Source organism: Roseovarius sp. (assembly GCF_027019125.1).
In the GTDB taxonomy this organism is placed as follows: Bacteria; Pseudomonadota; Alphaproteobacteria; order Rhodobacterales; family Rhodobacteraceae; genus Roseovarius.
On record NZ_JALUXE010000034.1, the window covers coordinates 495,236 to 520,351 of the forward strand.

25 protein-coding genes are annotated in these 25,116 nt (G+C 60.3%); 16 read left to right on the top strand and 9 right to left on the bottom strand.

Translation table 11 applies throughout. The annotated features are described in order from the left end of the window. Positions 1-85: 85 nt before the first annotated feature. Together MVC20_RS18745 and MVC20_RS18750 are read left to right on the top strand one after the other, a co-directional pair. The gene (locus MVC20_RS18745; RefSeq protein ID WP_297544151.1) at positions 86-319 is read left to right on the top strand and encodes a hypothetical protein; all 234 of its coding nucleotides are present in this window, start codon (positions 86-88) and stop codon (positions 317-319) included. A gap of 24 nt (positions 320-343) precedes the next feature. Continuing rightward, on the top strand, positions 344-1,048 hold the full coding sequence (locus tag MVC20_RS18750) for a hypothetical protein (RefSeq protein ID WP_297544152.1): 705 nt from the start codon (positions 344-346) through the stop codon (positions 1,046-1,048). Positions 1,049-1,053: 5 nt separating this feature from the next. Here MVC20_RS18750 and MVC20_RS18755 read toward each other — a convergent pair whose 3' ends face one another. Next, positions 1,054-1,926: a LysR substrate-binding domain-containing protein gene (locus MVC20_RS18755; RefSeq protein WP_297544153.1), complete on the bottom strand. Its 873-nt coding sequence runs from the start codon at positions 1,924-1,926 to the stop codon at positions 1,054-1,056. Between the two features lie 96 nt (positions 1,927-2,022). On the opposite strand from MVC20_RS18755, the gene MVC20_RS18760 reads away from it, so the two are divergent. The 3 genes from MVC20_RS18760 (at position 2,023) to MVC20_RS18770 (ending at position 6,014) form a co-directional block, all read left to right on the top strand. Then, positions 2,023-3,039 (top strand): D-cysteine desulfhydrase, encoded by a 1,017-nt coding sequence (locus MVC20_RS18760; RefSeq protein ID WP_297544154.1) that lies wholly within the window; start codon positions 2,023-2,025, stop codon positions 3,037-3,039. Between the two features lie 111 nt (positions 3,040-3,150). Continuing rightward, on the top strand, positions 3,151-5,550 hold the full coding sequence (gene pheT / locus MVC20_RS18765) for a phenylalanine--tRNA ligase subunit beta (protein ID WP_297544155.1): 2,400 nt from the start codon (positions 3,151-3,153) through the stop codon (positions 5,548-5,550). A gap of 17 nt (positions 5,551-5,567) precedes the next feature. Then, positions 5,568-6,014 (top strand): YtoQ family protein, encoded by a 447-nt coding sequence (locus MVC20_RS18770; RefSeq protein WP_037276492.1) that lies wholly within the window; start codon positions 5,568-5,570, stop codon positions 6,012-6,014. Positions 6,015-6,091: 77 nt separating this feature from the next. Here MVC20_RS18770 and MVC20_RS18775 read toward each other — a convergent pair whose 3' ends face one another. From MVC20_RS18775 to recF, 3 genes are read right to left on the bottom strand one after another with little or no spacing between them, the layout of a single operon-like run. After that, positions 6,092-6,712 (bottom strand): LysE family translocator, encoded by a 621-nt coding sequence (locus MVC20_RS18775; protein WP_297544156.1) that lies wholly within the window; start codon positions 6,710-6,712, stop codon positions 6,092-6,094. Next, on the bottom strand, positions 6,709-7,140 hold the full coding sequence (locus MVC20_RS18780) for a VOC family protein (RefSeq protein ID WP_297544157.1): 432 nt from the start codon (positions 7,138-7,140) through the stop codon (positions 6,709-6,711). The genes MVC20_RS18775 and MVC20_RS18780 overlap by 4 nt, the downstream gene beginning before the upstream one ends. Before the next feature lie 2 nt (positions 7,141-7,142). Next, on the bottom strand, positions 7,143-8,249 hold the full coding sequence (recF, locus tag MVC20_RS18785; RefSeq protein ID WP_297544158.1) for a DNA replication/repair protein RecF: 1,107 nt from the start codon (positions 8,247-8,249) through the stop codon (positions 7,143-7,145). Positions 8,250-8,447: 198 nt separating this feature from the next. Here recF and MVC20_RS18790 point away from each other — a divergent pair, with 198 nt between their 5' ends. Beyond that, positions 8,448-9,566: a hypothetical protein gene (locus tag MVC20_RS18790; protein ID WP_297544159.1), complete on the top strand. Its 1,119-nt coding sequence runs from the start codon at positions 8,448-8,450 to the stop codon at positions 9,564-9,566. Between the two features lie 485 nt (positions 9,567-10,051). Here MVC20_RS18790 and dnaN read toward each other — a convergent pair whose 3' ends face one another. The 4 genes from dnaN to MVC20_RS18810 all read right to left on the bottom strand — a co-directional run bounded on the left by dnaN (position 10,052) and on the right by MVC20_RS18810 (position 14,369). Beyond that, positions 10,052-11,170, bottom strand: a complete 1,119-nt coding sequence (gene dnaN / locus MVC20_RS18795; protein WP_297544160.1) for a DNA polymerase III subunit beta — start codon at positions 11,168-11,170, stop codon at positions 10,052-10,054. Between the two features lie 124 nt (positions 11,171-11,294). Then, positions 11,295-12,641, bottom strand: coding sequence for a chromosomal replication initiator protein DnaA (gene dnaA / locus MVC20_RS18800; RefSeq protein WP_297544161.1), 1,347 nt, complete (start codon positions 12,639-12,641; stop codon positions 11,295-11,297). Between the two features lie 481 nt (positions 12,642-13,122). Continuing rightward, the gene (rpsT, locus tag MVC20_RS18805; RefSeq protein WP_037276502.1) at positions 13,123-13,392 is read right to left on the bottom strand and encodes a 30S ribosomal protein S20; all 270 of its coding nucleotides are present in this window, start codon (positions 13,390-13,392) and stop codon (positions 13,123-13,125) included. A gap of 158 nt (positions 13,393-13,550) precedes the next feature. Continuing rightward, positions 13,551-14,369: a sulfotransferase family protein gene (locus tag MVC20_RS18810; protein WP_297544162.1), complete on the bottom strand. Its 819-nt coding sequence runs from the start codon at positions 14,367-14,369 to the stop codon at positions 13,551-13,553. Between the two features lie 150 nt (positions 14,370-14,519). On the opposite strand from MVC20_RS18810, the gene MVC20_RS18815 reads away from it, so the two are divergent. The 6 genes from MVC20_RS18815 (at position 14,520) to MVC20_RS18840 (ending at position 19,754) form a co-directional block, all read left to right on the top strand. Next, entirely contained in the window at positions 14,520-16,097 is a 1,578-nt protein-coding gene (locus tag MVC20_RS18815; RefSeq protein ID WP_297544183.1) for a DUF5928 domain-containing protein, read from the top strand. A 9-nt stretch (positions 16,098-16,106) separates the two neighbouring features. Next, positions 16,107-16,493 carry an HIT domain-containing protein gene (locus tag MVC20_RS18820; protein WP_297544185.1) on the top strand — a complete coding sequence of 129 codons (387 nt, stop codon included), beginning with the start codon at positions 16,107-16,109 and terminating at the stop codon, positions 16,491-16,493. Positions 16,494-16,572: 79 nt separating this feature from the next. After that, positions 16,573-17,367, top strand: a complete 795-nt coding sequence (locus tag MVC20_RS18825; protein ID WP_297544187.1) for an ion transporter — start codon at positions 16,573-16,575, stop codon at positions 17,365-17,367. 81 nt (positions 17,368-17,448) lie between these two features. Beyond that, positions 17,449-17,913 (top strand): DUF1203 domain-containing protein, encoded by a 465-nt coding sequence (locus MVC20_RS18830; protein WP_297544189.1) that lies wholly within the window; start codon positions 17,449-17,451, stop codon positions 17,911-17,913. Between the two features lie 69 nt (positions 17,914-17,982). Continuing rightward, on the top strand, positions 17,983-19,056 hold the full coding sequence (gene pheS / locus MVC20_RS18835; protein WP_297544191.1) for a phenylalanine--tRNA ligase subunit alpha: 1,074 nt from the start codon (positions 17,983-17,985) through the stop codon (positions 19,054-19,056). Positions 19,057-19,340: 284 nt separating this feature from the next. Beyond that, positions 19,341-19,754 carry a BLUF domain-containing protein gene (locus MVC20_RS18840; protein ID WP_297544193.1) on the top strand — a complete coding sequence of 138 codons (414 nt, stop codon included), beginning with the start codon at positions 19,341-19,343 and terminating at the stop codon, positions 19,752-19,754. A gap of 29 nt (positions 19,755-19,783) precedes the next feature. On the opposite strand, the gene MVC20_RS18845 is transcribed toward MVC20_RS18840, so the two are convergent. After that, positions 19,784-20,992: an aminopeptidase P family protein gene (locus tag MVC20_RS18845; protein ID WP_297544195.1), complete on the bottom strand. Its 1,209-nt coding sequence runs from the start codon at positions 20,990-20,992 to the stop codon at positions 19,784-19,786. A 150-nt stretch (positions 20,993-21,142) separates the two neighbouring features. Between MVC20_RS18845 and MVC20_RS18850 the strand changes: the two genes are divergently transcribed. The 4 genes from MVC20_RS18850 (at position 21,143) to MVC20_RS18865 (ending at position 25,116) form a co-directional block, all read left to right on the top strand. Beyond that, positions 21,143-22,135 (top strand): P1 family peptidase, encoded by a 993-nt coding sequence (locus MVC20_RS18850; RefSeq protein WP_297544197.1) that lies wholly within the window; start codon positions 21,143-21,145, stop codon positions 22,133-22,135. A 131-nt stretch (positions 22,136-22,266) separates the two neighbouring features. Beyond that, positions 22,267-22,842 carry a ribosome maturation factor RimP gene (gene rimP / locus MVC20_RS18855; RefSeq protein WP_297544198.1) on the top strand — a complete coding sequence of 192 codons (576 nt, stop codon included), beginning with the start codon at positions 22,267-22,269 and terminating at the stop codon, positions 22,840-22,842. 4 nt (positions 22,843-22,846) lie between these two features. After that, positions 22,847-24,469 carry a transcription termination factor NusA gene (gene nusA / locus MVC20_RS18860; RefSeq protein WP_297544200.1) on the top strand — a complete coding sequence of 541 codons (1,623 nt, stop codon included), beginning with the start codon at positions 22,847-22,849 and terminating at the stop codon, positions 24,467-24,469. Between the two features lie 23 nt (positions 24,470-24,492). Continuing rightward, entirely contained in the window at positions 24,493-25,116 is a 624-nt protein-coding gene (locus MVC20_RS18865) for an RNA-binding protein (RefSeq protein ID WP_297544202.1), read from the top strand.

A 25,116-nucleotide genomic window follows, 5' to 3' on the forward strand; every position in this document is an offset into this window, starting at 1 on the left:
CATGTTATCAGATAACACGCCGTTTTCCGGTCACTCCGTCGCACAAGTTATTGAATAGCCGTGGGCCTTGGCGCATCTTGGCGGCATGACCCAGATCACACGCCCCCTCATCTTCGCCTCTGGCCTTGTCCTTGCCGCGACTGCGGCGCAGGCGGCTTGTCAGGTGGAATACAAAGCCAAGCGCGACAAGCCGCTTGAGCTGTATTACGACGTAACCGTCGTGAACGCGCCCTGCGCCTCGGCAGAGGCGGCGCTCCGGGCGCAATTGGCACGGCAGGGGCTGACCCTGCTGAAGGTGCTGTCGAAGAAGGAAAGCTAAGGTGACAATCAGAAGCGTGCGCGGATGCGCGGGATAACCACCACCGCCGCCGATGCGCGCCGGTCCGGCAACCGGGTGGTAATCGCCGGGGTGGGGGCCATCGTTGCGATTCTGACCAGTGCGGCCGTGTTTCTGTTCCTCAGTCTGCCGGATGCCAACGCCTTCAACGCGAGGGTCGAGCGGATCTTTGTCGAGAATGACGCGCTGACCGGTCAGGGCGAAATCAAGCTGTTGGAAATTCTGGCGCTCTCGGGCACGGCCTTCTCGGAAACACTGGTCAGCTACCGGATGGTGATTTTTGTCCTGCTGGTATTTGCCACCGCGCTTCTTGTGGCGTCGCTGGTTTTTCTGGTGATGCTGATCACCCTCAACCGCCGTATGGCACAGATCGAACGGTCGGGTATCCAGGTGAGTTCCCTGCTGATCAGCCGAGAGGAAAAGACGGTCTATCTGAACGATATGGGTTTCAAGCTGACCGATGCCGCCATGGAAACCCTCAGTGTCCTGGCCGAGGCACGATTGGACGATGACGTGATGACCGGGGCCGAGATCGAAGCGGTGATTTCCGGGCGCAAGCCCGAGGACTGCGAAGAGGCGGCAGGCGCCACGCGCATCAAGCGGCTGCGCGATACCCTTGGCAATCAGTTGGTGAGCGAGCTTTTGGTCAAGAACATCGCGCGCCGGGGCTATATGCTGGCCATCGACAAGGATGTGATCCGGGTTATCTGAGTCTCTCAGACGCCCAAGGCCGCGACCAGACGCGACCAGTCATGCGCCCAGCCGTCATCGTTACGCTCGCTGAGGCGGATCATCCAAAGTTCCATTTCCTGTTCTGGAAGCGTCTGATCGAGCGGCACAAGACGCCCCTCGTCCAGATCGCGTTGCACCATGTCTTCGGGCAGCCATGCCACCCCGATTCCCCGACGCGCATATTCATGCGCCGCCAGCGTCAGCGCGGTTTCTGCACGACGTCGTAAAACGCGGTGTGCGGGAATGCGCGGCAGGATCGTGCGCGCCATGATCTGTCCCAGAAATACATCTGCAGGATATCCGATGAATGGCAGGTCATTACCCTGCGCCAGACGGGGGGCCGCCACCGGCCTCAGCCGCTCGCGCCCCAAGAGCACCTGCTCAAAGCTGCGGTTGAGCGTGAGTGGTGCAATCTCGGGCACGGCGTATACCACGGCCAAATCTGCCTCGCCGGACAAGAGGCGCAAAAGACATTCCTCGCGGTTATCCGAGCGCACCCGCACCGGCCGTCCGCCCTGCGCGGTGAGGATGCTTACAATTGCTGGGGAATGGGTGGTGGTGATGGCATGTTGACAGGCGAGTGTGAGGCCACGCGCTCCGGCGCTCTGCATCAGGCTCTCGCGCAGGTGGCGTAATTGCGTGGCCAGCGCGCGCATCTCGCCTGACTGCGCCTCGATGTCGGGCAAGAGCACGACGGGTTTGCGTCGCCGATCAAAGAGCGGCACGCCAAGCGCCTCTTCGATCGCGCGCAGGCGGCGGGTAAAGGCGGATTGACTGACATGCCGTATCTCGGCGGCGCGGGCGAGTGATCCGGCATCGGCCACTGCCAGTATGTCATCCAACCATTCCAGTCGCATATTGCAATCCTTGCATTATATGGGGCGATAATAGCATTAGACGTGGCCAATGTCCCGCCTTACCCTACGGAAAACGCATGTTAATGGAGGACACCCATGCATCTCGCCCGTTATCCCCGCCGCTTTCTCGCCCATCTGCCCACGCCGCTCGAGCGGCTGGACCGGTTGACCAAGGAATTGAACGGTCCCGAAATCTGGATCAAGCGGGACGATTGCACCGGGCTCAGCACTGGCGGCAACAAGACCCGCAAGCTCGAATTCCTGATGGCCGAGGCGGAATTGCAGGGCGCGGATATGGTGATGACCCAAGGGGCCACGCAATCCAACCATGCGCGTCAAACGGCGGCCTTTGCCGCCAAGCTGGGGATGGATTGCCACCTGCTGCTTGAGGATCGGACCGGATCGAACAACGCCAATTACAACAACGGCGGCAATGTCCTTTTGGATCACATGCATGGGGCGACCACGGAAAAGCGCCCCGGTGGCGGCGATATGAATGCCGAAATGGAAAAGGTCGCGGACAAGTTCCGCGCCGAGGGGCGCAATGTTTACACCATCCCCGGTGGTGGGTCCAATCCGACAGGTGCGCTCGGCTATGTCAACTGCGCCTTCGAGATGCTGGCGCAGTTCAATGATCGGGCGCTCAAGGTGGATCACATTGTTCACGCCACCGGCAGCGCTGGCACGCAGGCGGGGCTGATCACCGGCCTCAAGGCGATGAATGCACAGATCCCGCTTTTGGGCATTGGTGTGCGCGCGCCCAAGCCCAAGCAGGAAGAGAACGTCTATAACCTCGCCTGCGCCACCGCTGAAAAGCTGGGCTGCGCCGGAGTGGTCAAGCGCGAGGATGTGGTCGCAAACACCGATTATGTCGGTGAGGGCTATGGTATCCCGACCGAGTCGGGCCTTGAGGCGATCCGCATGTTCGCCGAGTTGGAGGCGATCCTGCTTGATCCGGTCTATTCGGCGAAGGGGGCAGCAGGCTTTATCGACCTCATTCGCAAGGGCCATTTCAAGAAAGGCGAGCGCGTCGTCTTTCTGCACACTGGCGGTGCGGTCGCGCTCTTTGGCTATGACAGCTCCTTTGATTTCTCGGGCCGCTGGAAGAAGTAATCCACCCCGCAGGCCAACCAAGACAAAGCCCCGCAGCAATGCGGGGTTTTCCATGCCAGACATATCCGGTAAAGCGCTCTGTAACCCATATTTGCCGGCGGAAGAGCACGCATGAAATTCACATTGTCCTGGCTGAAAGAGCATCTGGAAACCACCGCCTCGGTGGAGGAGATCGCCGAGACCCTGACCGATCTGGGTCTGGAGGTGGAGGGGATCACCGATCCCGCCGCGCGGCTGCGTGACTTTACCATCGGCAAGGTCCTCAAGGCCGAACCGCATCCCGATGCGGACCGGCTGCGCGTCTGTCAGGTGGCCACGGCGGATGGCGAGACACAGATCATCTGTGGTGCGCCCAACGCGCGCGAGGGGATCACTGTGGTCATCGCCAAGCCCGGGGTTTATGTGCCGGGGATCGACACCACCATCGGCGTGGGCAAGATCCGTGGCATCGAGAGCCACGGCATGATGTGTTCCGAACGCGAGATGGAGCTGAGCGAAGAGCACGACGGCATCATCGAACTTCCCTCGGGCGAGGTGGGCCAACGGTTCACCGATTGGCTGGCCGCTCATGAGCCTGCCAAGGTGGACCCGGTGATAGAGATTGCCATCACCCCCAACCGCCCCGATGCGCTTGGCGTGCGCGGCGTGGCACTCGACCTCGCGGCACGAGGATTGGGCACCATGAAGCCCGCCAAGACCGTTGACATCGAAGGGCAGTTTTCCTGCCCCATTGGTGTGACGATCGACGATGATGCCGCAACGGGCGGCTGCGAGGTTTTTGCCGGGCGGTTGATCCGGGGGGTCAAGAATGGCCCCTCGCCGGAATGGCTGCAACAGCGGCTACGCGCCATCGGATTGCGCCCGATCTCGACCCTTGTCGATATCACCAATTTCTTCACCTATGACCGCAACCGCCCCCTGCATGTGTTCGACGCCGACAAGGTCAGCGGTAATTTGAGGGTGCACCGCACAACGGGCGGCGAGACGTTGATCGGCCTAGACGACAAGGAATACACCTTTGGCCCCGGTCAGGTGGTGATTTCCGATGATACCGGCATCGAGAGCATTGGTGGCATCATGGGTGGCCTTGCCACCGGCTGCACCGACGAGACCGTGAATGTCTTTCTCGAGGCCGCCGTTTGGGACACGGTGCAGATCGCCACGACGGGCCGCGCCCTGCGGATCAACTCGGACGCGCGCTATCGCAATGAACGCGGCATTGATCCCGCGTTCAATATGGAGGCGCTGGATCTGGCCACGCAGATGATCCTTGATCTTTGCGGTGGCGTGCCCTCGAACCGCGTGGTCGCGGGCAAGGTGCCGGATGTGTCGCGCGCCTACCGGCTGGATCCCGCGCGGGTGCAATCGCTGGTCGGGATGGATATTCCCGAGAGTGAGCAACGTCAGACACTGACCGCCCTCGGCTTCAAGCTCGAAGGCAACATGGCCTATGTCCCAAGCTGGCGACCGGATATTCTGGGCGAGGCCGATCTGGTGGAAGAGGTGGCGCGCATCGCCTCCCTGACCAAGCTCAAGGGCCGCCCGATGGCACGCGCCCTGCCGGGCGTACCCAAGCCGATCCTCAGCCCGATGCAAAAGCGCGAGCAGATCGCGCGGCGCACAGGTGCGGCGCTCGGGTATAACGAATGTGTCACCTACAGTTTCATCGACCATGCGGCGGCCGCGCTCTTTGGCGGCGGCGATGATGCCACGATGCTGGCCAATCCGATCAGTGCAGACCTCAGCCACATGCGGCCCGATCTGCTTCCGGGGCTCTTGCGGGCGGCGGCACGCAATCAGGCGCGCGGACTCATGGATCTGGCGCTGTTCGAGGTTGGCCATGCCTTTCATGGTGGCGAACCCGGCGAGCAGCATTTGCAGGTGGCGGGCCTCTTGGTCGGGCGCACCGGACCCAAGGATGTGCATGGCTCGGCGCGTGCCGTCGATGTGTTCGATGCCAAGGCCGATGCCGAGGCGATCCTTGCCGCCATCGGCGCACCGGCCAAGGTGCAAATCCTGCGCGATGGGCCGGCGTGGTTCCATCCCGGGCGGCATGGGCGGATCTGTCTGGGTCCCAAGAAGATGCTGGGCATCTTCGGCGAAGTGCATCCGCGTATCTTGCAGGCGCTGGATGTCAAAGGGCCTGCCGTGGCCTTTACGCTCTATCCGGGGGAAATTCCGCTCCCGCGCAAGACCTCTGCCAGCAGGGGTGCGCTTGACATCAGCGATTTGCAGGCGGTCGAGCGTGATTTCGCCTTTGTCGTGGATACTCAAACCGAGGCGCTGACCCTGATCAATGCGGCGGCCGGGGCCGATAAGGCGCTGATCGAGGATGTGCGGGTGTTCGACGCGTTCAGCGGTGGCAATCTGGGCGAGGGCAAGAAATCCCTGGCCCTGACGGTGCGGCTGCAACCGCGCGACAAGACCTTGACCGAAGCCGATATCGAGGCGGTATCGGCCAAGATCATCGAAAAAGTGACCAAGGCCACCGGCGGGGTTCTTCGGGGCTGAAGAAAAAGGAGGAAACCATGCTCAAGGTCTATCTGTCAGGCGAAATCCATACCGATTGGCGGGAACAGATCATCGCGGGGGCCGAGGGGCTTGATGTGGTTTTCTCTGGTCCGGTCACGGATCATGCGGCGAGCGATGATTGCGGCGTGGTGATTCTGGGTGAGGAGCCGAACAAGTATTGGCACGACCACAAGGGGGCCATGGTCAACGCCATCCGCACCCGTAAAGGTCTGGCCGAGGCGGATGTGGTCGTCGTGCGCTTTGGCGAGCAGTACAAACAATGGAACGCGGCCTTTGACGCGGGCTATGCCGCAGCACTGGGCAAGTCGCTGATCATCCTGCAACGCCCGGAACACGACCATGCTCTGAAGGAGGTGGATGCCGCCGCCCTCGCCGTGGCGCGCGAACCGGCACAGGTGGTGGACCTGCTGCGCTATGTTCTGACCGGAACCTTGCCCGGATAGGGGGCGCTGCCCCCGTCCCGGATGACATCCGGGACTCCCCCAAGGTATTTTGGGCCAGATGAAGGCGAGCGTGCCCTTTATGTGAAGGGGATCACAAGCCCGACAAGGATCAGGAGCGCGCCCGATCCGACGTTCATACGCCGGAGCGCCGCTGGACTCTGCAACAGGCGTCGCGCGCGGTCGAGAAAGAGCGCAAGCGCCAGATTGCCGAGCATGGGGATAATGGCCGATATGGCGAGGATGGCGGCGATATCCGGTACTGTCACCTGCGAGAGATCGAAGAAACCCGGCAGAAACCCCATGTAAAACAGAATTGCCTTGGGGTTGCCGATGACCGCGGCAACGCCTACGGAAAACCCGGCCCAGATGCCGGGGCGTGTCATTCGGCTATCGGCGCCGGGCACCCGCGCAGGCGCCCGGATCAGCAAAAGCCCCATCACGATGAACACCCCCGCCGCAACCCAACGCAAGAGGCTGAGGGCGTCGCCATAGAGCGAGAGCACCCAGGTAAGGCCGAGAATGGCGCAAAGCGGCCAGATCAGATCGCCCAAAGCCACGCCGACGGCCAAGGGCCAGGCCCCGCCCATGCCTCCCGAAAGCGCGCGCGCAGTCAGCGCCACCCACACGGGCCCCGGCACGGCCCAGAGGCCCGCCATGGCGGCGGCATAAAGCAACAAGTCGAAAGGGGCGATGGTCATGGAGCCTCTGGTAAGGTCAGGCTGCCATCCTCGGAAAGCGGCCAGAAAGGGTTCATCGCCAGTTCCCAGACATGGCCGTCGGGATCGGCGAAATAGCCGGAATAACCGCCCCAGAACACCTTGTCGGGGTGTTTGAGCGCAGTGGCCCCGGCCGCGAGGGCGGTGGCAAAGGCGGTGTCCACCTCTGCCTCGGTCGAATAATTCTGCGCCAGCGTGATTGCGCCGGTGCCGAGGGTAGCATCCGGGCGCCCCTGATCGGCGGCGAGATGCGCCTTGCCAAAAAGGCCGAGGACAAGCCCGTTCATCTGGTAGAATACGACCTCATCCAGCGCCTCTGCCGGGGTCCAGCCAAGGGCCGCGTAAAAGGCACGCGATCGGTCGAGATCATCGACGCCAAGGGTGATGAGAGTGACGCGTTGCGGAGTCATGGTTAGGTCGCTTGAGAAATCTGGCTGATGCCGTCGGTGTCGGTGACGTGAATATGTTGTGCGCGTGCGCCCAGTTCGGAGAAAAGTTCAGGTCCGGTGCCGGTCATCCACGCCTGAGCGCCCAGTGCGCAGATTTCGTCATAGAGCGCGGCCCGGCGGGTGGCGTCAAGATGTGCGGCGACCTCATCCAGCAACAAAAGCGGCGGCGCACCGAAATCGCGGGCGAGCGCGCGGGCATTGGCGAGGATGAGCGAGACCAGGAGCGCCTTTTGCTCGCCGGTGGAACAATCGGCAGCGGGCACGCCTTTGGCGGCATAGACACCGTAAAGTTCGGCCCGGTGCGGACCGATAAGGGTGCGCCCGGCGACAAGGTCGCGAAAGCGGCTCTCGGCCAGCGCCTGACGCAGGTCGTCGGCGGCCTCGGGCATTTCGCCTTCGGTTTGGGTCAGCTCAAGCTCGGCTGTGGGAAAAGCTGTTTCCGCCTGCATCTGCGCGCCCGCGATCAGCGCGAGCGCGTGCTGACGGTTGGCGTGGATCTCAGCGCCCGCCTCGGCCATTTGCCGTTCCAGAGCGAGATACCATTGCGCGTCGCGGACCTGATCCTTGAGCAGGCGGTTGCGTTCGCGCATCGCCTTGTCATAGGCGAGCGTGGCTTCGGCATGGGCGGGAACAAAGCTCATGGTCATCCGGTCGAGAAAGCGGCGGCGGCCCTCTGCCCCTTCGATCCAGAGACGGTCCATGGCAGGGATGAGCCAGAGCACACGCGCGATGCGCCCAAGGGCGATCTGCGTGGCGGTCTTGTCATCGATGCGAACCTGACGGGCGGCCATGCCCTCGGCCAAGGTCTCGACTTCGTGGACCTGGTGCAGGGAATGAAGGATCGCGGTGATCTTCCAGCCGAGCGCCTCGGGCCGTCGCGCCATGTCCTGTGCCGCGGCGCGCCGCAGGCCTCGACCGGGCGACAAGAGCGACACCGCCTCGATCAGGTTGGTCTTGCCCGCGCCGTTGGGGCCATGAATGGCGACGGGCCGTGCGTCAAGCGAAAGCCGCCCGAATTTATGCGAGCGAAAATGCGAGAGGGTCAGTTCCGAGAGGTAAAGGCCGGGCATGCACGGCCCTTTCATCGTTCCGAAAAATACTCCCGCCGGAGGAGTATCGTTATCGTGTCAGGCGTCTTCGTTGCGTGTCACGGGATTTAATCTTCCTTAAATCACAATGCGTTACTGTGTCAAGGCATCCCGGGGCAGCTCGGGCAATGTTGCGCTAGAATGTAGATAATTTGGAGGATATTCTTATGGCAAAATCGAATGAATTTACGGTTGCAAAGCTCAAATCTTTGCCGTCGGGCAAGTATTGCGATGGGCAAGGATTGTGGCTTCACAAACGCGCGGATGGAGCATCAAGCGATGAAGATGATGAGTTTCCATACACCGGAGCTTCCTGAGCCCCTTGGTCTTGATCTCGCCAAGCTTCGCGGTGGCGGGTCTTGTCCCGCCCAATTCTATGGGGAAACCCATGAGGGCCTGGGTGTTTATGTCCGGTATCGTGGTGGAGCACTGCGTGTTCACGTTGCCAACAAACCAGGAGATGATGCATTAGACGACGGTCAGTGCATCCTGCAAACGCAAATCGGGACGCGGTATGATGGCACGATGTCACTCACGCAGTTCTGTACGAACTTCGGTGTGACCGTAAACGGGATCATTCCAGAGGAGACTGATCCAGAGGCACGTCGCAATGCTGACCTCACAGGGCAAACGACCTATTGGGAAGGCTATCTTCGTCAGATCACCATTGAGACGTCGCGCAGGATTCTAAGTGAGGCGTGCTCGACCTTTCCCGAAGCCCTATTGGTGCGGCCTGTCTTGAACGACGCATACAAGCTAGAGCGTCTTGAAACGACCACACCGGAACAGATTGACTACTGGAACGCTTGGCTGATCAACGGCCCATCTGCACTGGCGGAGGTAAGCATCGATCCCGAGTTTGGCGTCTTGCCGAACTCTGATCAGATTCTTGTCGCGATCAGCTTTTCTCTTTGGCAATATCCAGCTCCAAGATACACCAGCCAAAAGCGCCAAGCTGAAGCGGATTTGGGGCGCACGCTCTTTGTTCCAAGCGAGCGTGGGATGCCTGAAGACATTGCACTCGCGACCGACACTTTAAGCCTCAGTGCAAGCTTTCCAAAAGAAAATCATGTCGTGCGAGAAGATTTGGCCGCGTTGGGAGAAGCTATAGAAAAGCTGCTCCCCGCTACCCAAATGGAATGCATCAATCTGGTCTCAGGAGATGTCATTGACCGTGTCGAGCATCCGGTTGATCCGGCCATTGTCGAATGGTGCAGTTACGGGAACAACCGGTGGGTCGCGGTTACACGAGAGAAGCCCAATAGCCCATGGGTCGGTATTCGACCTGCCAATCTCTAAACCACCCGCGACTTCGCCGGACGCTTACTTACCGCCACGCAAATGCGCAGGATGATTGATGACAGGAACGCGCCGGACTGGAGATAATACCCGGTAATTCCCACATTCTTAGCGGGGTGCTTTCCGTGTCGTTCTGAGCTACTCTCTATCGTTTGGACAGTATCTGGCGTAAATTAAGCTACTCTTTGCACCTGCTGATCGGGTTGGGTTTTGTCTGTTCATGAATTGTAACGAGAAAGCGCAAAGCCGCTGAAAATGGCCGTGTAAATTCTGCGAATGCACCGCGCCCAAAAGGGGGAGATTACCCTTGATTGGGGGGCGGTCACGGTATAACGCGGCAATTGTAGCTCTGCTTCACTGCCCTTCCAAAGATAGCAGAAACTGTGGATAAAAAAGTGGATGATAGAACTGGCAGCACTCCATCACCATGAAAAATATGAACTTTTTCACCTTGACAATACTCCCGCCGGAGGCTCTGACAGGCGTCACACCCGCATCGGCATGACGACATAGACCGCCGTCGTATCATTGCCTTCGCGCATGAGGGTGGGATCGCCCGAGGAGTTGAACAGGAAAACGGCATTCTCGCGGTCGACCTGGCTGGCGATTTCCAGCAGGTATTTGGCGTTAAAGCCAATCTCAAGCCGCTCATCGCCATAGGCCACGGCCAATTCTTCTTCGGCAGCACCGCTATCGGGGGCATTGACCGAGAGGATCAGACGGTCCTCGTCGAGCGAGAGTTTCACCGCACGCGAACGCTCGGAGCTGACGGTTGCAACCCGATCGACGGCCTGCGCGAATTCGGCGGCGTCGACTTCCATCCGGCGGGTGTTGCCCTGCGGGATGACGCGGGTGTAGTCGGGGAAGGTGCCGTCGATCACCTTGGACGTGAGGGTGATGTCGGGGGTGGCAAAACGGATCTTGGTCTCCGAGACCGAGACCGCGATCTTCATGTCATCGTCTTCCAGCAACTTGCGCAATTCGCCTACGGTCTTGCGCGGGACGATCACACCGGGCATGTCTGATGCCCCATCGGGCAGGTCAGCGTCAATGCGCGCGAGACGGTGGCCATCGGTGGCCACACAGCGCAGCACCTTTCCGCCATCGGCGTCAGAGACATGCAGATAGACGCCGTTGAGGTAATACCTTGTTTCCTCGGTAGAAATGGCGAACTTCGATTTGTCGAAGAGGCGGCGCAGCACCGGTGCCGGTGCCGAGAAATTGCTCGCATATTCCGACGAGGCCATCACCGGAAAATCTTCTTTCGGCAAGGTGGCCAGATTGAAATTGGAGCGCCCGGCCTGCACCGTGAGGCGACCAGAGGCCCCATCGTCGCTGAGCGTCACGAGCGACCCATCGGGCAGTTTGCGCACGATTTCATGCAGCATGACCGCCGAGACGGTGGTGGCACCGGCACGTTCGACCTGAGCAGGCGCCTTGTCCACCACCTCGATGTCGAGGTCGGTTGCGCGGAACTGCACATTGTTGCCTTCGGCTTCGATCAGCACATTTGCGAGGATCGGGATCGTGTTGCGCCGTTCGACCACGGATTGGGCCTGGGACACGGCCTTGAGCAATGCGCCGCGTTCGATGCTGAGTTTCATTCCCTCGCTCCTGTCAGGTGCCGGTCCAAAGCCGGGAGGGGCAAGGTAGCAACTCTACCCTGCACCTCAAGTGTTTTTTGGAGTTTTCGGACGGAAAACCGGCAGCGTCAAGGGTTGCTGCTGCTCAGCCTTCCAGCGTGCGGCGCAGAAGCTCCAGATCCTCGGCGATCTGCGCGTCCTGAATACGCAACTCGTCGATCCGCTTGACACCGTGCATAATTGTGGTGTGGTCGCGGCCACCGAAACGGCGGCCTATTTCGGGCAGCGAGCGCGAGGTCATCTGCTTGCACAGATACATCGCCACCTGACGCGGACGGGCGTAGCAGCGCGTGCGTTTGGGGCCGATCATGTCGCTCAGGCGGATGTTGTAATGGTCCGAGACCTTGCGCTGAATTTCCTCGATAGAGACTTTGCGCTCGGACGCGCGCAGCACGTCTGCCAGACAGTCCTGCGTCAGTTCCAGCGTGATAGGCTTGCGCACAAGCGAGGCGAAGGCAAAGAGCCGTGTCATCGCCCCTTCGAGCACGCGGACATTGGTGCTGATCCGATGGGCAAGGAATTCGAGCACTCCGTCATGCAGGACGAGGTCGGGATATTGCGCGCGGTAGCGGTCGACCTTGGATTGCAGAATGCCTAGACGCAATTCGTAATCGGTAGGGTGCAGATCGACCACGAGGCCACATTGCAGGCGTGACTTTATCCGCTCTTCGAGATTGGCAATCTCGCCGGGCGCGCGATCGGCCGAAATCACGATCTGCTTGTTCTGATCCACGAGGGCATTGAACGTGTGAAAGAACTCTTCCTGCGTGCTGTCCTTGCCGGCGATGAACTGCACATCGTCCACCATCAGCACATCAACCGAGCGGAACACGGATTTGAAATCCATCATCTTGCGGTCGCGCAGCGCCTGAACAAAGCGATACATGAACTGCTCCGCCGAGAGATAGACCACGTTCAAATCGGGACGAGTGTTTTTCAGTTCCCAGGCAATTGCGTGCATAAGGTGTGTCTTGCCGAGCCCGACGCCGCCATAAAGAAACAGTGGATTAAAGGTGACAGGGCCACACTCTGCCACACGACGCGCGGCGGCATGCGCCAATTCGTTGGGCTTGCCAACGACGAAACTGTCAAAACTGAATCGCTCGTCCAGCGGCGCAGACGGCACCAGGCTGTCGGCAATGGGTTCGACAGGAGCCGCGGTAGTGGGGCGAGATGGGCGCGCACCACTGTTTGCGGCGACACGGAACTGCACGCGCCTCACGTCGGGAGAGAGATTGGTCATCTGATAAAGGATCAGCTCGCCAAAATGTTGCGAGACATAATTTCCAAGAAACGTCGTGGGGACATGAAACGTCGCAACGCCATCATCGACGCGAGCAAATTCCAGAGGTTCGATCCAGTTCTTGAAATTGCTCTGCCCGACGGATTGCTGAAGCTTCTGCTTCAACTGGCCCCATTGTTCTTGTGTCATTCTGTCCCCGTTCCGCGACCCTGCCGTTCTTCTCAAACCGGATCGAACAGCAGCTGTTCGACCCAGTGCGACACAAGCTTGGTTGTGGCAAAGCGCATACATGCCGTTGTCAGATGCAACGGTCGCATGTCCCTTCATCAACAAGCGTGCATTCTGAGGTCAAACACCATAATTGCGCGGCTTGTCCCAAAGCCACGCGGTTTTTGACCGCAAAATACATTCGCATCGGACATGGCCAGAGCGCAACGCTCCGTCTCGATGCCGTGACCGAGGGTTTCCCTCTGTGCCCGACACCGTTGTAGCCTGTCCCCCCAAGCGTGAATCGCAGGTCTGAAACTAGCAACGTCTCACCCGTGGCGGCAACTATTCTATGCTCTTGACAGGGCCTTTGACGGAAAAGAATCTCTGACCGTCCTTGGACCGTCAGACATGCAAAAGGCAGCGCCAACGACGCTGCCTTTTACTTTCAATGAGTTGCTTCTCAGCTCTGTGCGATGGCCTTGACGCGGGCCGACAGGCGGGAAATTTTGCGCGATGCGGTGTTCTTGTGCACCACGCCTTTGGTCACGCCGCGCATCAGCTCGGGCTGAGCATTGCGCAGCGCGGTCACGGCCGCGTCTTGATCGCCAGAGGCGATGGCCTCTTCGACTTTGCGCAGGAATGTACGGATACGCGAGCGGCGCGATTTGTTGATGGCAAAACGCTTCTCGTTCTGGCGGGCGCGTTTTTTGGACTGCGGCGTGTTGGCCATTAAGGTGACCCTTTCTCGGTTCGATATGTTTAAACGCACGTCATACCCAACCGGGACCCCCGCCGAACGGGGTGATTCTTGCCTGAGCGGGCATCACGCGCATGTCTGGCGTGCCGTATACGCCAGTTGGGCTGGAATGCAAGCCCTAGTGGCGCCGATCAGTCGCCCAGCTTGGCGTGCACCTCGTCAAGGTCGATCTCCCCCACCGGCATCTTGTTGGCAGGATTCTCGAAATCATATTTGAAGAGGTCGAAATCGCGTTTGTAGATCTCGTAGATCAGATGCATCGAGAGATCGTCGAAATAATCCTCGACCGGGTGGGCGCGTTTCGGTCCATGGCCTTCGGATTCGTTAAAGCGCGGAATCGTCTTGAGGTCGACGGGATGCCTCGTGTTGATGGCTGCCAGCACCTCACCCATGCCCTCATCGAATTTCTCGGTCCAGAAAATCTTGTCGTAGCGGCCGCCGTTCACGATGAAGGTCGAGATATGGCCTGACATGGCGGACCAGTGAATGTCCGGTTCCATGGGGCGTTTCCAGCGGATGGTGTCCCGTGCAAAGAGCAGGAACCGCCGAAAGCTCTTGATCTGGTCGAACTCTTGCTTGCCGTCGTCGCCGCCCACTTCGATCCCGTACTTCTGGATGATGGTCGGCACCAGCTTGCCGCGATAGCGGCTGCCGTTGCGCTGAATGCCGCAAATCTTGTCGAAAAAGGATGACAGGATTCGGGTATAGGGATTGCGAACGCAGGAAAACGCATAGGAGGTGTGGGTTTTCACATTGGCGTTGATCAGTTTTTGACTGTCCTCGCGGGCCCATTTGTGCAGGCCCTCCGTTGCATCGTGAATGTCGCCATCAAAGAAAACGCCGTGGTCAGAGTAATAGAGTATCTGCCCGATGGTCGAGCAGGCGCATTTTGGCACCACGCGGTAGACCACGCTCTCGCTCTCGGTCATCCAGGTTCCGGGAAATCCCATGATCGCTGCCTCCGCCAACACTTTCCCGCTTCACACAGGCTTGATCCTGTCTAACCTGTTCAAAAAACCAAAGAAAGTCTGTTTATTCAGGCGCTGTTCGCCGTTAATGCTATAAACAGTCGGTCAATCTAAGGTTAAACCGTTTCCGCAATGGCAAAGATCGCGTTCATCCTGCTGTGTCACAAGGACCCTGAGGCGATCATCCGTCAGGCCGAGATGCTGACGGCCGCGGGCGACTACATGGCCATTCATTTCGATGCTCGCGCCAAGCCAGAGGCATTCACCCGGATCAAGACGGCGCTGGCAGACAACCCAAGTGTAACCTTTGCCAAAAAGCGGATCAAATGCGGTTGGGGCGCGTGGTCTCTGGTGCAGGCTACGCTCTACGCAGTTGAGGCCGCGGTGGACGCGTTTCCGCGCGCCACGCATTTCTACATGCTGTCCGGCGATTGCGCGCCGATCAAATCGGCCCGGTTCGCGCATCAGTTTCTGGACAACCGAGATGTCGATTATGTCGAGAGCTTCGATTACTTCGAAAGTGACTGGATCAAGACGGGGATGAAGGAAGAGCGGCTCATTTACCGTCACTTCTTCAACGAACGCACACAGCCCAAACGCTTTTATGCATCGTTCAATCTCCAGCGCAAACTGGGCCTGACGCGCCCCATTCCGCATGACATCCAGATTCAGATCGGAAGCCAGTGGTGGTGCCTGCGGCGGCGCACGGTGGAATGGATTTTGGACTTCACACGCAAGCGCCGAGATGTGATGCGGTTCTTCCGCACAACGTGGATCCCAGACGAGACGTTCTTTCAGACACTCGTGCGGCATCTTGTGCCGGAGCGCGAGATCGAGACACGCACGCTCACGTTTCTGATGTTCACCGATTATGGTATGCCGGTGACGTTCTACAATGACCATTACGACCTGTTGCTCAGTCAGGATTATCTGTTTGCCCGCAAGATCAGCCCCGAAGCGCTGGAGCTGAAGCGCCGATTGGGCACGCTCTATTCAGATGAGCGGGCGCAGTTCCAGATTTCGAACGAAGGCCGCAGCCTGTTTCAGTTTCTCACCGCCCGCGGTCGCGAAGGCCGCCGATTTGCGCAGCGGTTTTGGGAAACCGAGAGCACGCTCGGGCGCGAGCGTGAATTGATGATCGTGGTATGCAAGAAGTGGCATGTGGCCAAGCGCCTGCTGGAGCGTATCCGACAGGTCACCAACCTGCCCGCGATCGAGTATCTCTTTAATGAAGAAGGCACCGCCCTGCCCGATCTGGGGGGTATTCAGGCTACATTGGCCAAACGAACCCGGCACCGGCGCGCCCTCATGCGGATGCTGTTCGATTACTATGAAACCGATCGCCTGCTTGTCTGCATGGACCCCGGAAGTATTGATCTTTTGCAGGATTTCTGTGGCGACCGGGCTGTGACCAAGCTCTTGGAGGTTCAGTGCCATTTCACCGATGAATATCTGATCGGCCACGCCATGCGTGTCGGCCTCGCGGGTGAGCAGACCCCGCCCGAGACATTGGAGCGGCTTTTGCCCACGATTCGGGGCGACATGACCTATGAGAGCGACCGCATCCGCGATTCCGAATTCGAGAATCACATAATCATGCGGCAATCGGATGATCGCGGCCAACGCGCCGATCTCTTGTCGCGGTTCCTTGATATTCCGCGAGAAAAAGCGCAGGAAATCGCGGAACCCGACCACCTGTTTGCAGATTGAGGATGCGCCATGCCCCATGCCTATGATCCCCAGAACATCTTTGCCCGTATCCTGCGCGGCGAGATACCGAACAAGACGGTGCTGGAGACTGCGCATACCCTTGCCTTTCACGATATTCAGCCGCAGGCGCCGGTGCATGTGCTGGTGATCCCAAAGGGCGCCTATGCCAGCTATGATCATTTTGCCGCCGAGGCGAGTGACGCCGAGATCGTCGATTTCAACCGCGCCGTGGCAGAGGTCTGTCGCCTGACGGGTGTCGATCTGGGCGAAGGCGGTCAGGGATTTCGCGCGATCACCAATGCCGGCGCCCATGGTGTGCAAGAGGTGCCGCATTACCATCTGCATATCTTGGGCGGACGTCCGCTGGGCCGGATGCTGGCGCGCGCCGATAGCTGAGGCAGCCCTGCTTGTGCCAAGGACAAGATGCGCCCATATGGGGCGCATTGGTCAGACACAGGACTTTGCAGGTAGGCCCATGACTTTTCGCACCCGCGTTGGCGCGTTTCTCGATACATCGCTGTTTCAAAACACCATTCTGGGCGTAATCCTGTTCAACGCCGTGATACTTGGGATGGAGACCTCTGCGCCGATCATGGCGCGGGCGGGCGATGCGATCTTATTTCTCGACAAACTCTGTCTTGCGGTTTTCGTGGTCGAGATCGCGGCCAAACTCTTTGCGCGCGGACCAGGTGGGTTTTTCCGGAATGGCTGGAATATCTTTGATTTCGTGATCGTGGGGATTTCGCTTGTCCCGGCCACGCAGGGCCTGTCGGTGCTGCGGGCGCTGCGCATCCTGCGTCTTTTGCGCGTGGTTTCGGTCGCGCCCTCGCTGCGTCGTGTGGTCGAGGGGCTGGTGACCGCTTTGCCCGGTATGGGATCGGTGTTCCTGTTGATGGGGATGCTGTTCTACATCGGGTCCGTGATGGCGACCAAGCTGTTTGGTTCAGCCTTTCCGGAATGGTTTGGCGATCTTGGGCGCTCGGCCTATTCGCTCTTTCAGATCATGACGCTGGAATCGTGGTCCATGGGGATCGTGCGCCCGGTGATGGAGCAGTTTCCCTATGCCTGGGCCTTCTTTGTGCCCTTTATCATGGTCACGACATTCGCCGTGGTGAACTTGCTCGTTGGTCTTATCGTCAACTCCATGCAGGATGCGCATCACGCCGAAGATGTCGAAAAGACTGATAATTACCGCGACGAGGTGTTGGCGCGGCTCACGCAGCTTGAGACGCTGCTCCGGGACGTTCAGGACAAAAAGCCGAAAGGCTGAGCGCAGATTGCGCAAGAAGCGGGTCGTCCCATGACGCAGCCTTGGGGCAGATTTGGGGAAACCCGAACCGGAGGCCCGAGAATGATCGCCATCACCGCCTTGCCCACAGAGACTGTCCGCGCCTTGCAAGCCGGCGCACCCGATGCTCATGGACACCCGCCTGAACACCATGTGGCGCAGGGATCTGGCAATCCGTGCCGTCATTGCCTGCGATTCATCCCCGAGGGGACGGCGATGCTCATCCTCGCCTATCGGCCCTTTGCCGGGTTGCATCCCTATGCAGAGACCGGGCCGATTTTCCTCTGCGCGGAGGCCTGCGCGCGCCATGAAGGCACAGCGATTCCCGAAGTCTTGCGAGACAGCCCCGACTATCTGCTCAAGGGTTACAACAGCCTGAACCGCATCGTTTATGGCACCGGTCGTGTTGTGACAGCGGCCGAGATCCCCGCCTATGCCGAACAGGTGTTCGCGCAGAGGGATGTGGCCTATATCCACGTGCGATCGGCGCGCAACAATTGCTATCAGGCGCGGATCGACCGGGCTTGACCGGTGCAACCGCTTGCACGCCGCGCCGATGCGCGGTAACTCGCCGGAGATACCAGCGGGGTGGAAGCGATGAGTGATCTGCGGGAAAAATATCTGACGGCGATTGCCAATGCCGGTGACGAGGCCGCGCTTGAGGATCTGCGCCTGCAGGCCGTGGGCAAGAAGGGCGAAATCAGTCTCGCGATGCGCGAATTGGGCCGGATGAGCCCGGAAGAGCGGCAAGAGGCCGGGCCGCGTCTGAACGCGCTCAAGGACGAGATCACCAGCGCGCTTGCCGCCAAGAAACAGGCGCTCGGTGATGCTGCACTGGATGAGCGGCTGCGCGGCGAGTGGCTGGATGTGACGCTGCCTGCGCGGGGGCGCAGGGCCGGCACGATCCACCCGGTCAGCCAGGTCACCGAGGAAGTGACCGCGATCTTTGCCGATATGGGGTTTGCCGTGGCCGAGGGGCCGCAGATCGAATCCGACTGGTTCAATTTCGACGCGCTGAACATTCCCGGACACCATCCGGCGCGGGCCGAGATGGATACGTTTTATACCCATCGCGCAGAAGGGGATGAGCGCCCGCCGCATGTGTTGCGCACGCATACCAGCCCCGTTCAGATTCGCAGCATGCAGGCCAATGGCGCCCCCATTCGGATCATCGCGCCGGGGCGGGTCTATCGCGCGGATTACGACCAGACCCATACGCCCATGTTCCATCAGGTCGAGGGGCTGGCGATCGACAAAGATATCAGCATGGCCAACCTGAAATGGGTGCTGGAAGAGTTCGTCAAGGCGTTCTTCGAGGTGGATGATGTCGAGCTGCGCTTTCGCGCGTCGCATTTCCCGTTCACCGAGCCGTCGGCCGAGGTGGATATCCGCTGTAGCTGGGAAGGCGGTACGCTCAAGGTGGGCGAGGGAAATGACTGGCTGGAAATCCTCGGGAGCGGCATGGTCCATCCCAAGGTTTTGCAGGCTGGGAATATTGATCCGAATGAATGGCAGGGTTTTGCCTTTGGCATGGGGATCGACCGGATCGCGATGCTGAAATACGGTATCCCCGATCTGCGCGCGTTCTTTGACTCAGACTTGCGGTGGCTGCGGCATTACGGGTTTGCCAGCCTTGATCAGCCGACGCTGCATGGCGGGCTGTCGCGGTAGAGTGCGTTTCAGCCTGTCGAGGGTCTCCCCGTCTGCGGGTAAACAAAATTCGTCTGTGAAACGCGCCCTTAAACGCTATGCTTACGTATGGCGTATACCTGTGGGTGGGTTGATCCGGGGCGGGGGGGAACGTATTTGGGTGGTATATGTGCTGCTGCCGTTGATCAATGGTTGTGCGCCGGTCCTGCCTCTTGGGCAATGATCCGGGTGCGCCTAGATCGCGATCTCCATTCTTTCGACGGCTCGCCCGCGTCACATAGCTATCCGGCCCGAGGAGCCATCAAATGCCGCTGACCCAGTTGATCTATGCGTCACAGCCTTTCGGCTTTGATCCGGCAATGCTGGCGGGCATCCTGATGGACGCACGGCGCTACAATGCGCGCGATGACGTGACCGGTGCGCTGATCGTGCGCGGGGATATGTATCTGCAGCTGCTGGAAGGCCCAAAACCCAAGGTCGAGGCAACTTTTGGCCGGATTCTTCAGGACGACCGGCATGTCAATCCGGTGCGTCTGATGCATCGCGAAGTGCAAGAGCGGATGTTTCCCGAATGGTCGATGCTCGACGATCCGGCGAAAAGCTGGGTCTGGAGTATTGCCGAGGTGCGCGGTGGCGCGTTGGAGCGGTTTTCGGCCGGGCAAGAGGCGCTGAAATTCTTTAAGCGTCTGGCGGAAGCGCGCTGTGACACGGCGGGGTAAACCCCGCCGCATCTGTTCTTGGGTTCTTGTCACCCGACCACGTTGAACGCGGGCCCGTAGGGGTAGCCCGTGATGTTCTCGTTGCCATCTTCGGTGATGACGAGAATATCATGCTCGCGGTAGCCGCCCGCGCCAGGTTGATCCGCCGCCAGTGTCAGCATCGGCTCCATCGAGATGACCATGCCCGGTTCCAGCACGGTGTCGATATCCTCGCGCAGTTCCAGACCTGCCTCGCGGCCATAATAATGGCTGAGAATGCCAAAGCTGTGACCGTATCCAAAGGTCCGGTACTGCAGCAATTGGCGCTCTTCGAAGAAGGTGTTTATCTTGTGCGTCACCTCGGCACAGCTCACGCCGGGCTTCAGCAAAGACATGCCATATTCATGGGCGGCGACGTTGGCCTCCCAGATTTTCAGGCTGGCATCGTCCACCTCACCCGCAAACATCGTGCGCTCCAGCGCCACGTAATAGCCTGACACCATCGGAAAGGTATTGAGCGACAGGATGTCGCCGCGTTCAATCGCGCGGGCGGTGACGGGGTTATGCGCGCCGTCGGTGTTGATGCCGGACTGAAACCAGACCCAGGTGTCACGATATTCTGCGTCGGGGAAGCGCTTGGCGATTTCGGCCTCCATCGCGTCACGGCCCGCCATGGCCACGTCAATCTCGCGCGTGCCGACCTTGACCGCGTCGCGGATGGCATAGCCGCCCACGTCCGCCACCTGCGCACAAGAGCGGATAAGGGAAATTTCCGCCGCCGATTTTTTCATGCGCTGACGCATGGTGGCGGGGGCGATGTCGATCATCGCACCGGGCTTGAGGAAGTTCTCCAGCTTGTCCCGGTTATGCAGCGTGAGGTGATCGCCTTCATAGCCGACCACACGCCCCTCACCCGTGACCGACAGGATCGCGCGCCAGAAATTGTCGCGCTGCCAGTCGGTATAGGTAATGTTGTCGCAGAAACAGCGGCGCCACGGCTGACCCGCGTCAATGCCCGCCGAGATTGTCACGCAGGCGGTGTCGGTGACGACAAGGCCATAGGGGCGGCCAAAGGAGCAATAGAGAAAGCCCGAGTAATAGGCGATATTGTGCATCGAGGTCAGAACGACGGCGGTGGTGCCGTTCTCTGCCATGATGGCGCGCAGACCGGCAAGCCGGGCCTCATATTCAGACACGGCAAAGGGCAGCGGGGCCTTTTCGCCATTGTGGAAACGGTAGAATTCAGGACGTGCAGTCATAGTGACCCTCCTTGCAAAAGAAGGTCCCGGCGTTCAGGACTGTGGGGAAAGGCCGAAAGGGGGCGACGCCATCGCCCGGGCCTGCGGTGGTTTTAGCGATTGGCCACGGTCTGGCAAGCGGGTTTGCGACAGGGATAGGGGGATTGCGGCATGAGGACGAAGATTGCTGCGCGAAATCTGATCACCGATGTGGCGGGGCTGCGCGTGGGCAATGCGCAGGACATGCGCCTGCGCTCAGGTGTCACGGTGTTGGTGGGCGATGTGCCCTTCACCGCAGGTGTGCATGTGATGGGCGGTGCGCCGGGCACGCGCGAGACCGATTTGCTCAGCCCGGATCGTGTGGTCGAGCAGGTGGATGCGCTGGTGTTGTCGGGCGGCTCTGCCTTTGGCCTTGATGCCGCTTCGGGTGTTGCCGACGGGCTGCGCGATATGGGGCGCGGGTTTGCCGTGGGCGATGTGCGGGTGCCGATAGTGCCGGGGGCGATCCTCTTTGACCTCTTGAATGGCGGCGACAAGGCGTGGCGCGAGAACCCCTATAAGGCGCTTGGCCATGCGGCGCTGAATGCTGCATCAGCGGAATTCGAGATTGGCAGTCTGGGGGCAGGGGCGGGGGCGACCACGGCCAATCTGCGCGGCGGACTCGGGTCGGCCTCGGCCCTATTGCCGGGGGGCGTGACCGTGGGCGCATTGGTGGCGGTCAATGCGCTTGGCTCGGCCACGGTGGGCGAGGGGCCAGAGTTCTGGGCAGCCCCGTTCGAGCGCGGTGCGGAATTTGGCGGGCGTGGCGTGGCGCGGGCCTATCCCGATCCGGCCCTTGCACCGACCAAGCTGGCGCAGCATGGCAATACCACGATTGGCATTGTGGCCACCGATGCAGCCCTTACGCAGGCGCAATGCGCGCGGTTGGCCACGGCAGCACAGGACGGATATGCGCGGGCCCTCGTACCCTCGCACACTCTGATGGATGGCGATCTGATCTTTGCCGCCTCCACGGGTACGCAACCCGCGCCTGATCTGGCCGCACAGGTGATGCTGGGTCACGCGGCGGCCTGCGTCATGGCGCGGGCCATTGCGCGGGCAGTTTACGCGGCGCGGTCCGAGCCGGGCGATGCGCTGCCGGCGTGGCAGGACAGGTTTGGCTAAGGCCGAATCCCCCTTGCAGACTCAGGGAGAGGGGCGTATACGCCCTTCAACAGCGGCGCTTTCGGGTCCACTCGAATGCACCACCGGAAAGTGTAACGGGCCGCGCGCCCGTTTTTTTGTGCTTGGGAACCATGACGAACGACTTGATTGCAAAGGCAGCGATTGATCGCAGACTGGCAGAGATCATCACCCCCGTGATCGAGGATCTGGGCTATGAACTGGTGCGCGTCCGGCTTATGGGCGGGCAGTATCACACGCTTCAGATCATGGCGGACAAGCCCGAAGGTGGCATCGAGGTGGATGATTGCGCCACGATCAGCACAGCGGTCAGCGCGGTTCTGGATGTCGAGGACCCGTTGACAGATGCCTATACGCTCGAAGTGTCGAGCCCCGGTATTGACCGGCCCCTGACACGGCTCAAGGACTTTGAGATGTTCGAGGGTTACGAGGCCAAGATCGAGACGACCGAGCTGATTGACGGCCGTCGCCGCTTCAAGGGCGTTCTGGCGGGCGTCGAGGGCACCGAGGTTCTGATCAATGTCGAGGAAGGCACGATCGGGCTGGAATTCGACTGGCTTAGCGATGCCAAGCTGGTTCTGACGGATGAGTTGATCAAGGAAATGCTGCGACAGCGCAAGGCGGCGGGCGTGATCAACGAAGAGCAATTTGACGAGATCGAAACCGAGAACGGTTCTGAGGAGGACTGACACCATGGCAATCACATCCGCCAACCAGCTGGAGCTGTTGCAGACCGCAGAAGCGGTCGCGCGCGAAAAGATGATCGACCCGGCGCTGGTGGTCGAAGCGATGGAAGAAAGCCTCGCCCGCGCCGCCAAGAGCCGCTACGGCAGCGAGATGGATATTCGCGTGAGTATCGACCGCAAGACGGGCCGTGCCAAGTTTACCCGCGTGCGCACCGTGGTCGAGGATGACGCGGTGGAAAACTATCAGGCCGAGATGACGGTCGCGCAGGCCAAGCAATATATGGACGATCCCAAGGTCGGCGACACTTATGTTGAAGAAGTGCCGCCTGTCGAGATGGGCCGCATCGCCGCACAGAGCGCCAAGCAGGTCATTCTGCAAAAGGTGCGCGAAGCCGAGCGGGATCGCCAATACGAAGAATTCAAGGACCGCGTGGGCACGATCATCAACGGCGTGGTCAAGCGCGAGGAATATGGCAACGTCATCGTCGACGTGGGCCGGGGCGAAGCGATCCTGCGCCGCAACGAAAAGATCGGGCGCGAGGCCTATCGCCCCAACGACCGCGTGCGCTGCTACATCAAGGACGTGCGCCGCGAGCAGCGCGGACCGCAGATTTTCCTCAGCCGCACCGATCCGCAGTTCATGGCCGAACTCTTCAAGATGGAAGTGCCGGAAATCTATGACGGCATCATCGAGATCAAGGCCGTGGCGCGCGATCCGGGCAGCCGGGCCAAGATTGCCGTGATCAGCTATGACAATTCGATTGACCCCGTCGGTGCCTGCGTCGGTATGCGCGGCAGCCGGGTTCAGGCGGTCGTGAACGAACTTCAGGGCGAAAAGATCGACATCATTCCGTGGAACGAGGATCAGGCAACCTTCCTCGTCAACGCGCTCCAGCCTGCCGAGGTCAGCAAGGTGGTGATCGACGAGGATGCACAGCGCATCGAAGTCGTTGTGCCGGAAGAGCAGCTGAGCCTTGCCATCGGTCGTCGCGGCCAAAACGTGCGTCTGGCCAGCCAGTTGACCGGGCTTGATATCGACATCATGACCGAGGCCGAGGATAGCGAACGTCGCCAGAAGGAATTCGAAGAGCGCACCAAGCTCTTTGTCGATGCGCTTGATCTGGACGAATTCTTTGCGCAATTGCTGGTCTCGGAAGGGTTCACCAACCTCGAAGAGGTGGCCTATGTCGATCTTGACGAATTGCTCGTGATCGACGGTGTTGACGAGGACACGGCCTCTGAACTCCAGGCGCGCGCCCGCGACGTGATCGAGGCGCAGGCCAAGGCGGCCTTGGACAAGGCTCGCGAATTGGGGGCCGAGGATAGTCTGATCGCCTTCGAGGGGCTGACGCCGCAGATGGTGCTGGCACTGGCCGAGGACGATGTGAAATCGCTCGAGGATTTCGCCACCTGCGCCGATTGGGAACTGGCTGGCGGCTGGACCACGGTCAAGGGCGAGCGCGTCAAGGACGAGGGTATTCTGGAGAAATTTGACGTCTCGCTCGAGGAAGCGCAGAATATGGTCATGACCGCCCGGGTGATGCTGGGCTGGGTCGATCCGACCGAACTCGAAGACGATGCCGAAGAGGCCGATTTCGACGGCGATGATGACGAGGAGGCCGAGGCCTGATCGCTCAGGCCTTGGAGCACATCATGGGGCGCGGTGGTGAACCCAAAGACCGGAGCGACGGTCCCGAGCGTAAATGCATCGCCACAGGTGAGGTGCAGCCCAAGCATGGGCTCATCCGCTTTGTGATCGGTCCCGAAGGCCAGATTGCCCCGGACCTTGCGGAAAAGCTGCCGGGGCGCGGTATCTGGGTCGCGGCGGATCGGGCCGCCCTAGAAAAGGCTGCAAACAAGGGGCTCTTTGCCCGCGCGGCCAAGCAGCCCGTGCAGGTGCCCGAGGGTTTGGTCGATCAGGTCGAGGCCCTGCTCGTGCGCCGGGTGGTCGACCTCATCAGTCTCGCCCGCAAGGGGGGGCGCGCGGTGTCGGGCTATGAGAAGGTCAAGGACATGCTCATGCGCGAGGATGCGCGTGTTCTCATTCAGGCCAGCGATGGCTCTGAGCGCGGAAAATCCAAGCTGAGCACGCCCTATGGCGGCTCTTTCATTGGCTGGCTTACGGCAGACGAGTTGGGCCAGGCCTTTGGCCGACAAACCACGATCCACGCGGCACTGGGGGATGGAGGTTTGTTGCAACGTGTTGTAGAGGAGGCGGCAAGACTGAAAGGTCTGCGCGTCTCGGACGGCGAGACAGCGCGCCGGAAAGGAAAGTAG

What these genes read in the sequence shown, in the direction of transcription:
- rpsT (WP_037276502.1), bottom strand. Translation starts at nt 13,392, where the DNA reads ATGGCCAACACGCCGCAGTCCAAAAAACGCGCCCGCCAGAACGAGAAG.
- MVC20_RS18820 (WP_297544185.1), top strand. Translation starts at nt 16,107, where the DNA reads ATGCCCCATGCCTATGATCCCCAGAACATCTTTGCCCGTATCCTGCGC.
- nusA (WP_297544200.1), top strand. Translation starts at nt 22,847, where the DNA reads ATGGCAATCACATCCGCCAACCAGCTGGAGCTGTTGCAGACCGCAGAA.
- MVC20_RS18810 (WP_297544162.1), bottom strand. Translation starts at nt 14,369, where the DNA reads ATGGGATTTCCCGGAACCTGGATGACCGAGAGCGAGAGCGTGGTCTAC.
- MVC20_RS18815 (WP_297544183.1), top strand. Translation starts at nt 14,520, where the DNA reads ATGGCAAAGATCGCGTTCATCCTGCTGTGTCACAAGGACCCTGAGGCG.
- rimP (WP_297544198.1), top strand. Translation starts at nt 22,267, where the DNA reads ATGACGAACGACTTGATTGCAAAGGCAGCGATTGATCGCAGACTGGCA.
- recF (WP_297544158.1), bottom strand. Translation starts at nt 8,249, where the DNA reads ATGCCCGGCCTTTACCTCTCGGAACTGACCCTCTCGCATTTTCGCTCG.
- MVC20_RS18865 (WP_297544202.1), top strand. Translation starts at nt 24,493, where the DNA reads ATGGGGCGCGGTGGTGAACCCAAAGACCGGAGCGACGGTCCCGAGCGT.
- MVC20_RS18770 (WP_037276492.1), top strand. Translation starts at nt 5,568, where the DNA reads ATGCTCAAGGTCTATCTGTCAGGCGAAATCCATACCGATTGGCGGGAA.
- MVC20_RS18790 (WP_297544159.1), top strand. Translation starts at nt 8,448, where the DNA reads ATGAATTTACGGTTGCAAAGCTCAAATCTTTGCCGTCGGGCAAGTATT.
- MVC20_RS18845 (WP_297544195.1), bottom strand. Translation starts at nt 20,992, where the DNA reads ATGACTGCACGTCCTGAATTCTACCGTTTCCACAATGGCGAAAAGGCC.
- MVC20_RS18760 (WP_297544154.1), top strand. Translation starts at nt 2,023, where the DNA reads ATGCATCTCGCCCGTTATCCCCGCCGCTTTCTCGCCCATCTGCCCACG.
- MVC20_RS18830 (WP_297544189.1), top strand. Translation starts at nt 17,449, where the DNA reads ATGATCGCCATCACCGCCTTGCCCACAGAGACTGTCCGCGCCTTGCAA.
- dnaA (WP_297544161.1), bottom strand. Translation starts at nt 12,641, where the DNA reads ATGACACAAGAACAATGGGGCCAGTTGAAGCAGAAGCTTCAGCAATCC.
- pheT (WP_297544155.1), top strand. Translation starts at nt 3,151, where the DNA reads ATGAAATTCACATTGTCCTGGCTGAAAGAGCATCTGGAAACCACCGCC.
- MVC20_RS18745 (WP_297544151.1), top strand. Translation starts at nt 86, where the DNA reads ATGACCCAGATCACACGCCCCCTCATCTTCGCCTCTGGCCTTGTCCTT.
- MVC20_RS18780 (WP_297544157.1), bottom strand. Translation starts at nt 7,140, where the DNA reads ATGACTCCGCAACGCGTCACTCTCATCACCCTTGGCGTCGATGATCTC.
- dnaN (WP_297544160.1), bottom strand. Translation starts at nt 11,170, where the DNA reads ATGAAACTCAGCATCGAACGCGGCGCATTGCTCAAGGCCGTGTCCCAG.
- MVC20_RS18850 (WP_297544197.1), top strand. Translation starts at nt 21,143, where the DNA reads ATGAGGACGAAGATTGCTGCGCGAAATCTGATCACCGATGTGGCGGGG.
- MVC20_RS18825 (WP_297544187.1), top strand. Translation starts at nt 16,573, where the DNA reads ATGACTTTTCGCACCCGCGTTGGCGCGTTTCTCGATACATCGCTGTTT.
- MVC20_RS18755 (WP_297544153.1), bottom strand. Translation starts at nt 1,926, where the DNA reads ATGCGACTGGAATGGTTGGATGACATACTGGCAGTGGCCGATGCCGGA.
- MVC20_RS18750 (WP_297544152.1), top strand. Translation starts at nt 344, where the DNA reads ATGCGCGGGATAACCACCACCGCCGCCGATGCGCGCCGGTCCGGCAAC.
- pheS (WP_297544191.1), top strand. Translation starts at nt 17,983, where the DNA reads ATGAGTGATCTGCGGGAAAAATATCTGACGGCGATTGCCAATGCCGGT.
- MVC20_RS18775 (WP_297544156.1), bottom strand. Translation starts at nt 6,712, where the DNA reads ATGACCATCGCCCCTTTCGACTTGTTGCTTTATGCCGCCGCCATGGCG.
- MVC20_RS18840 (WP_297544193.1), top strand. Translation starts at nt 19,341, where the DNA reads ATGCCGCTGACCCAGTTGATCTATGCGTCACAGCCTTTCGGCTTTGAT.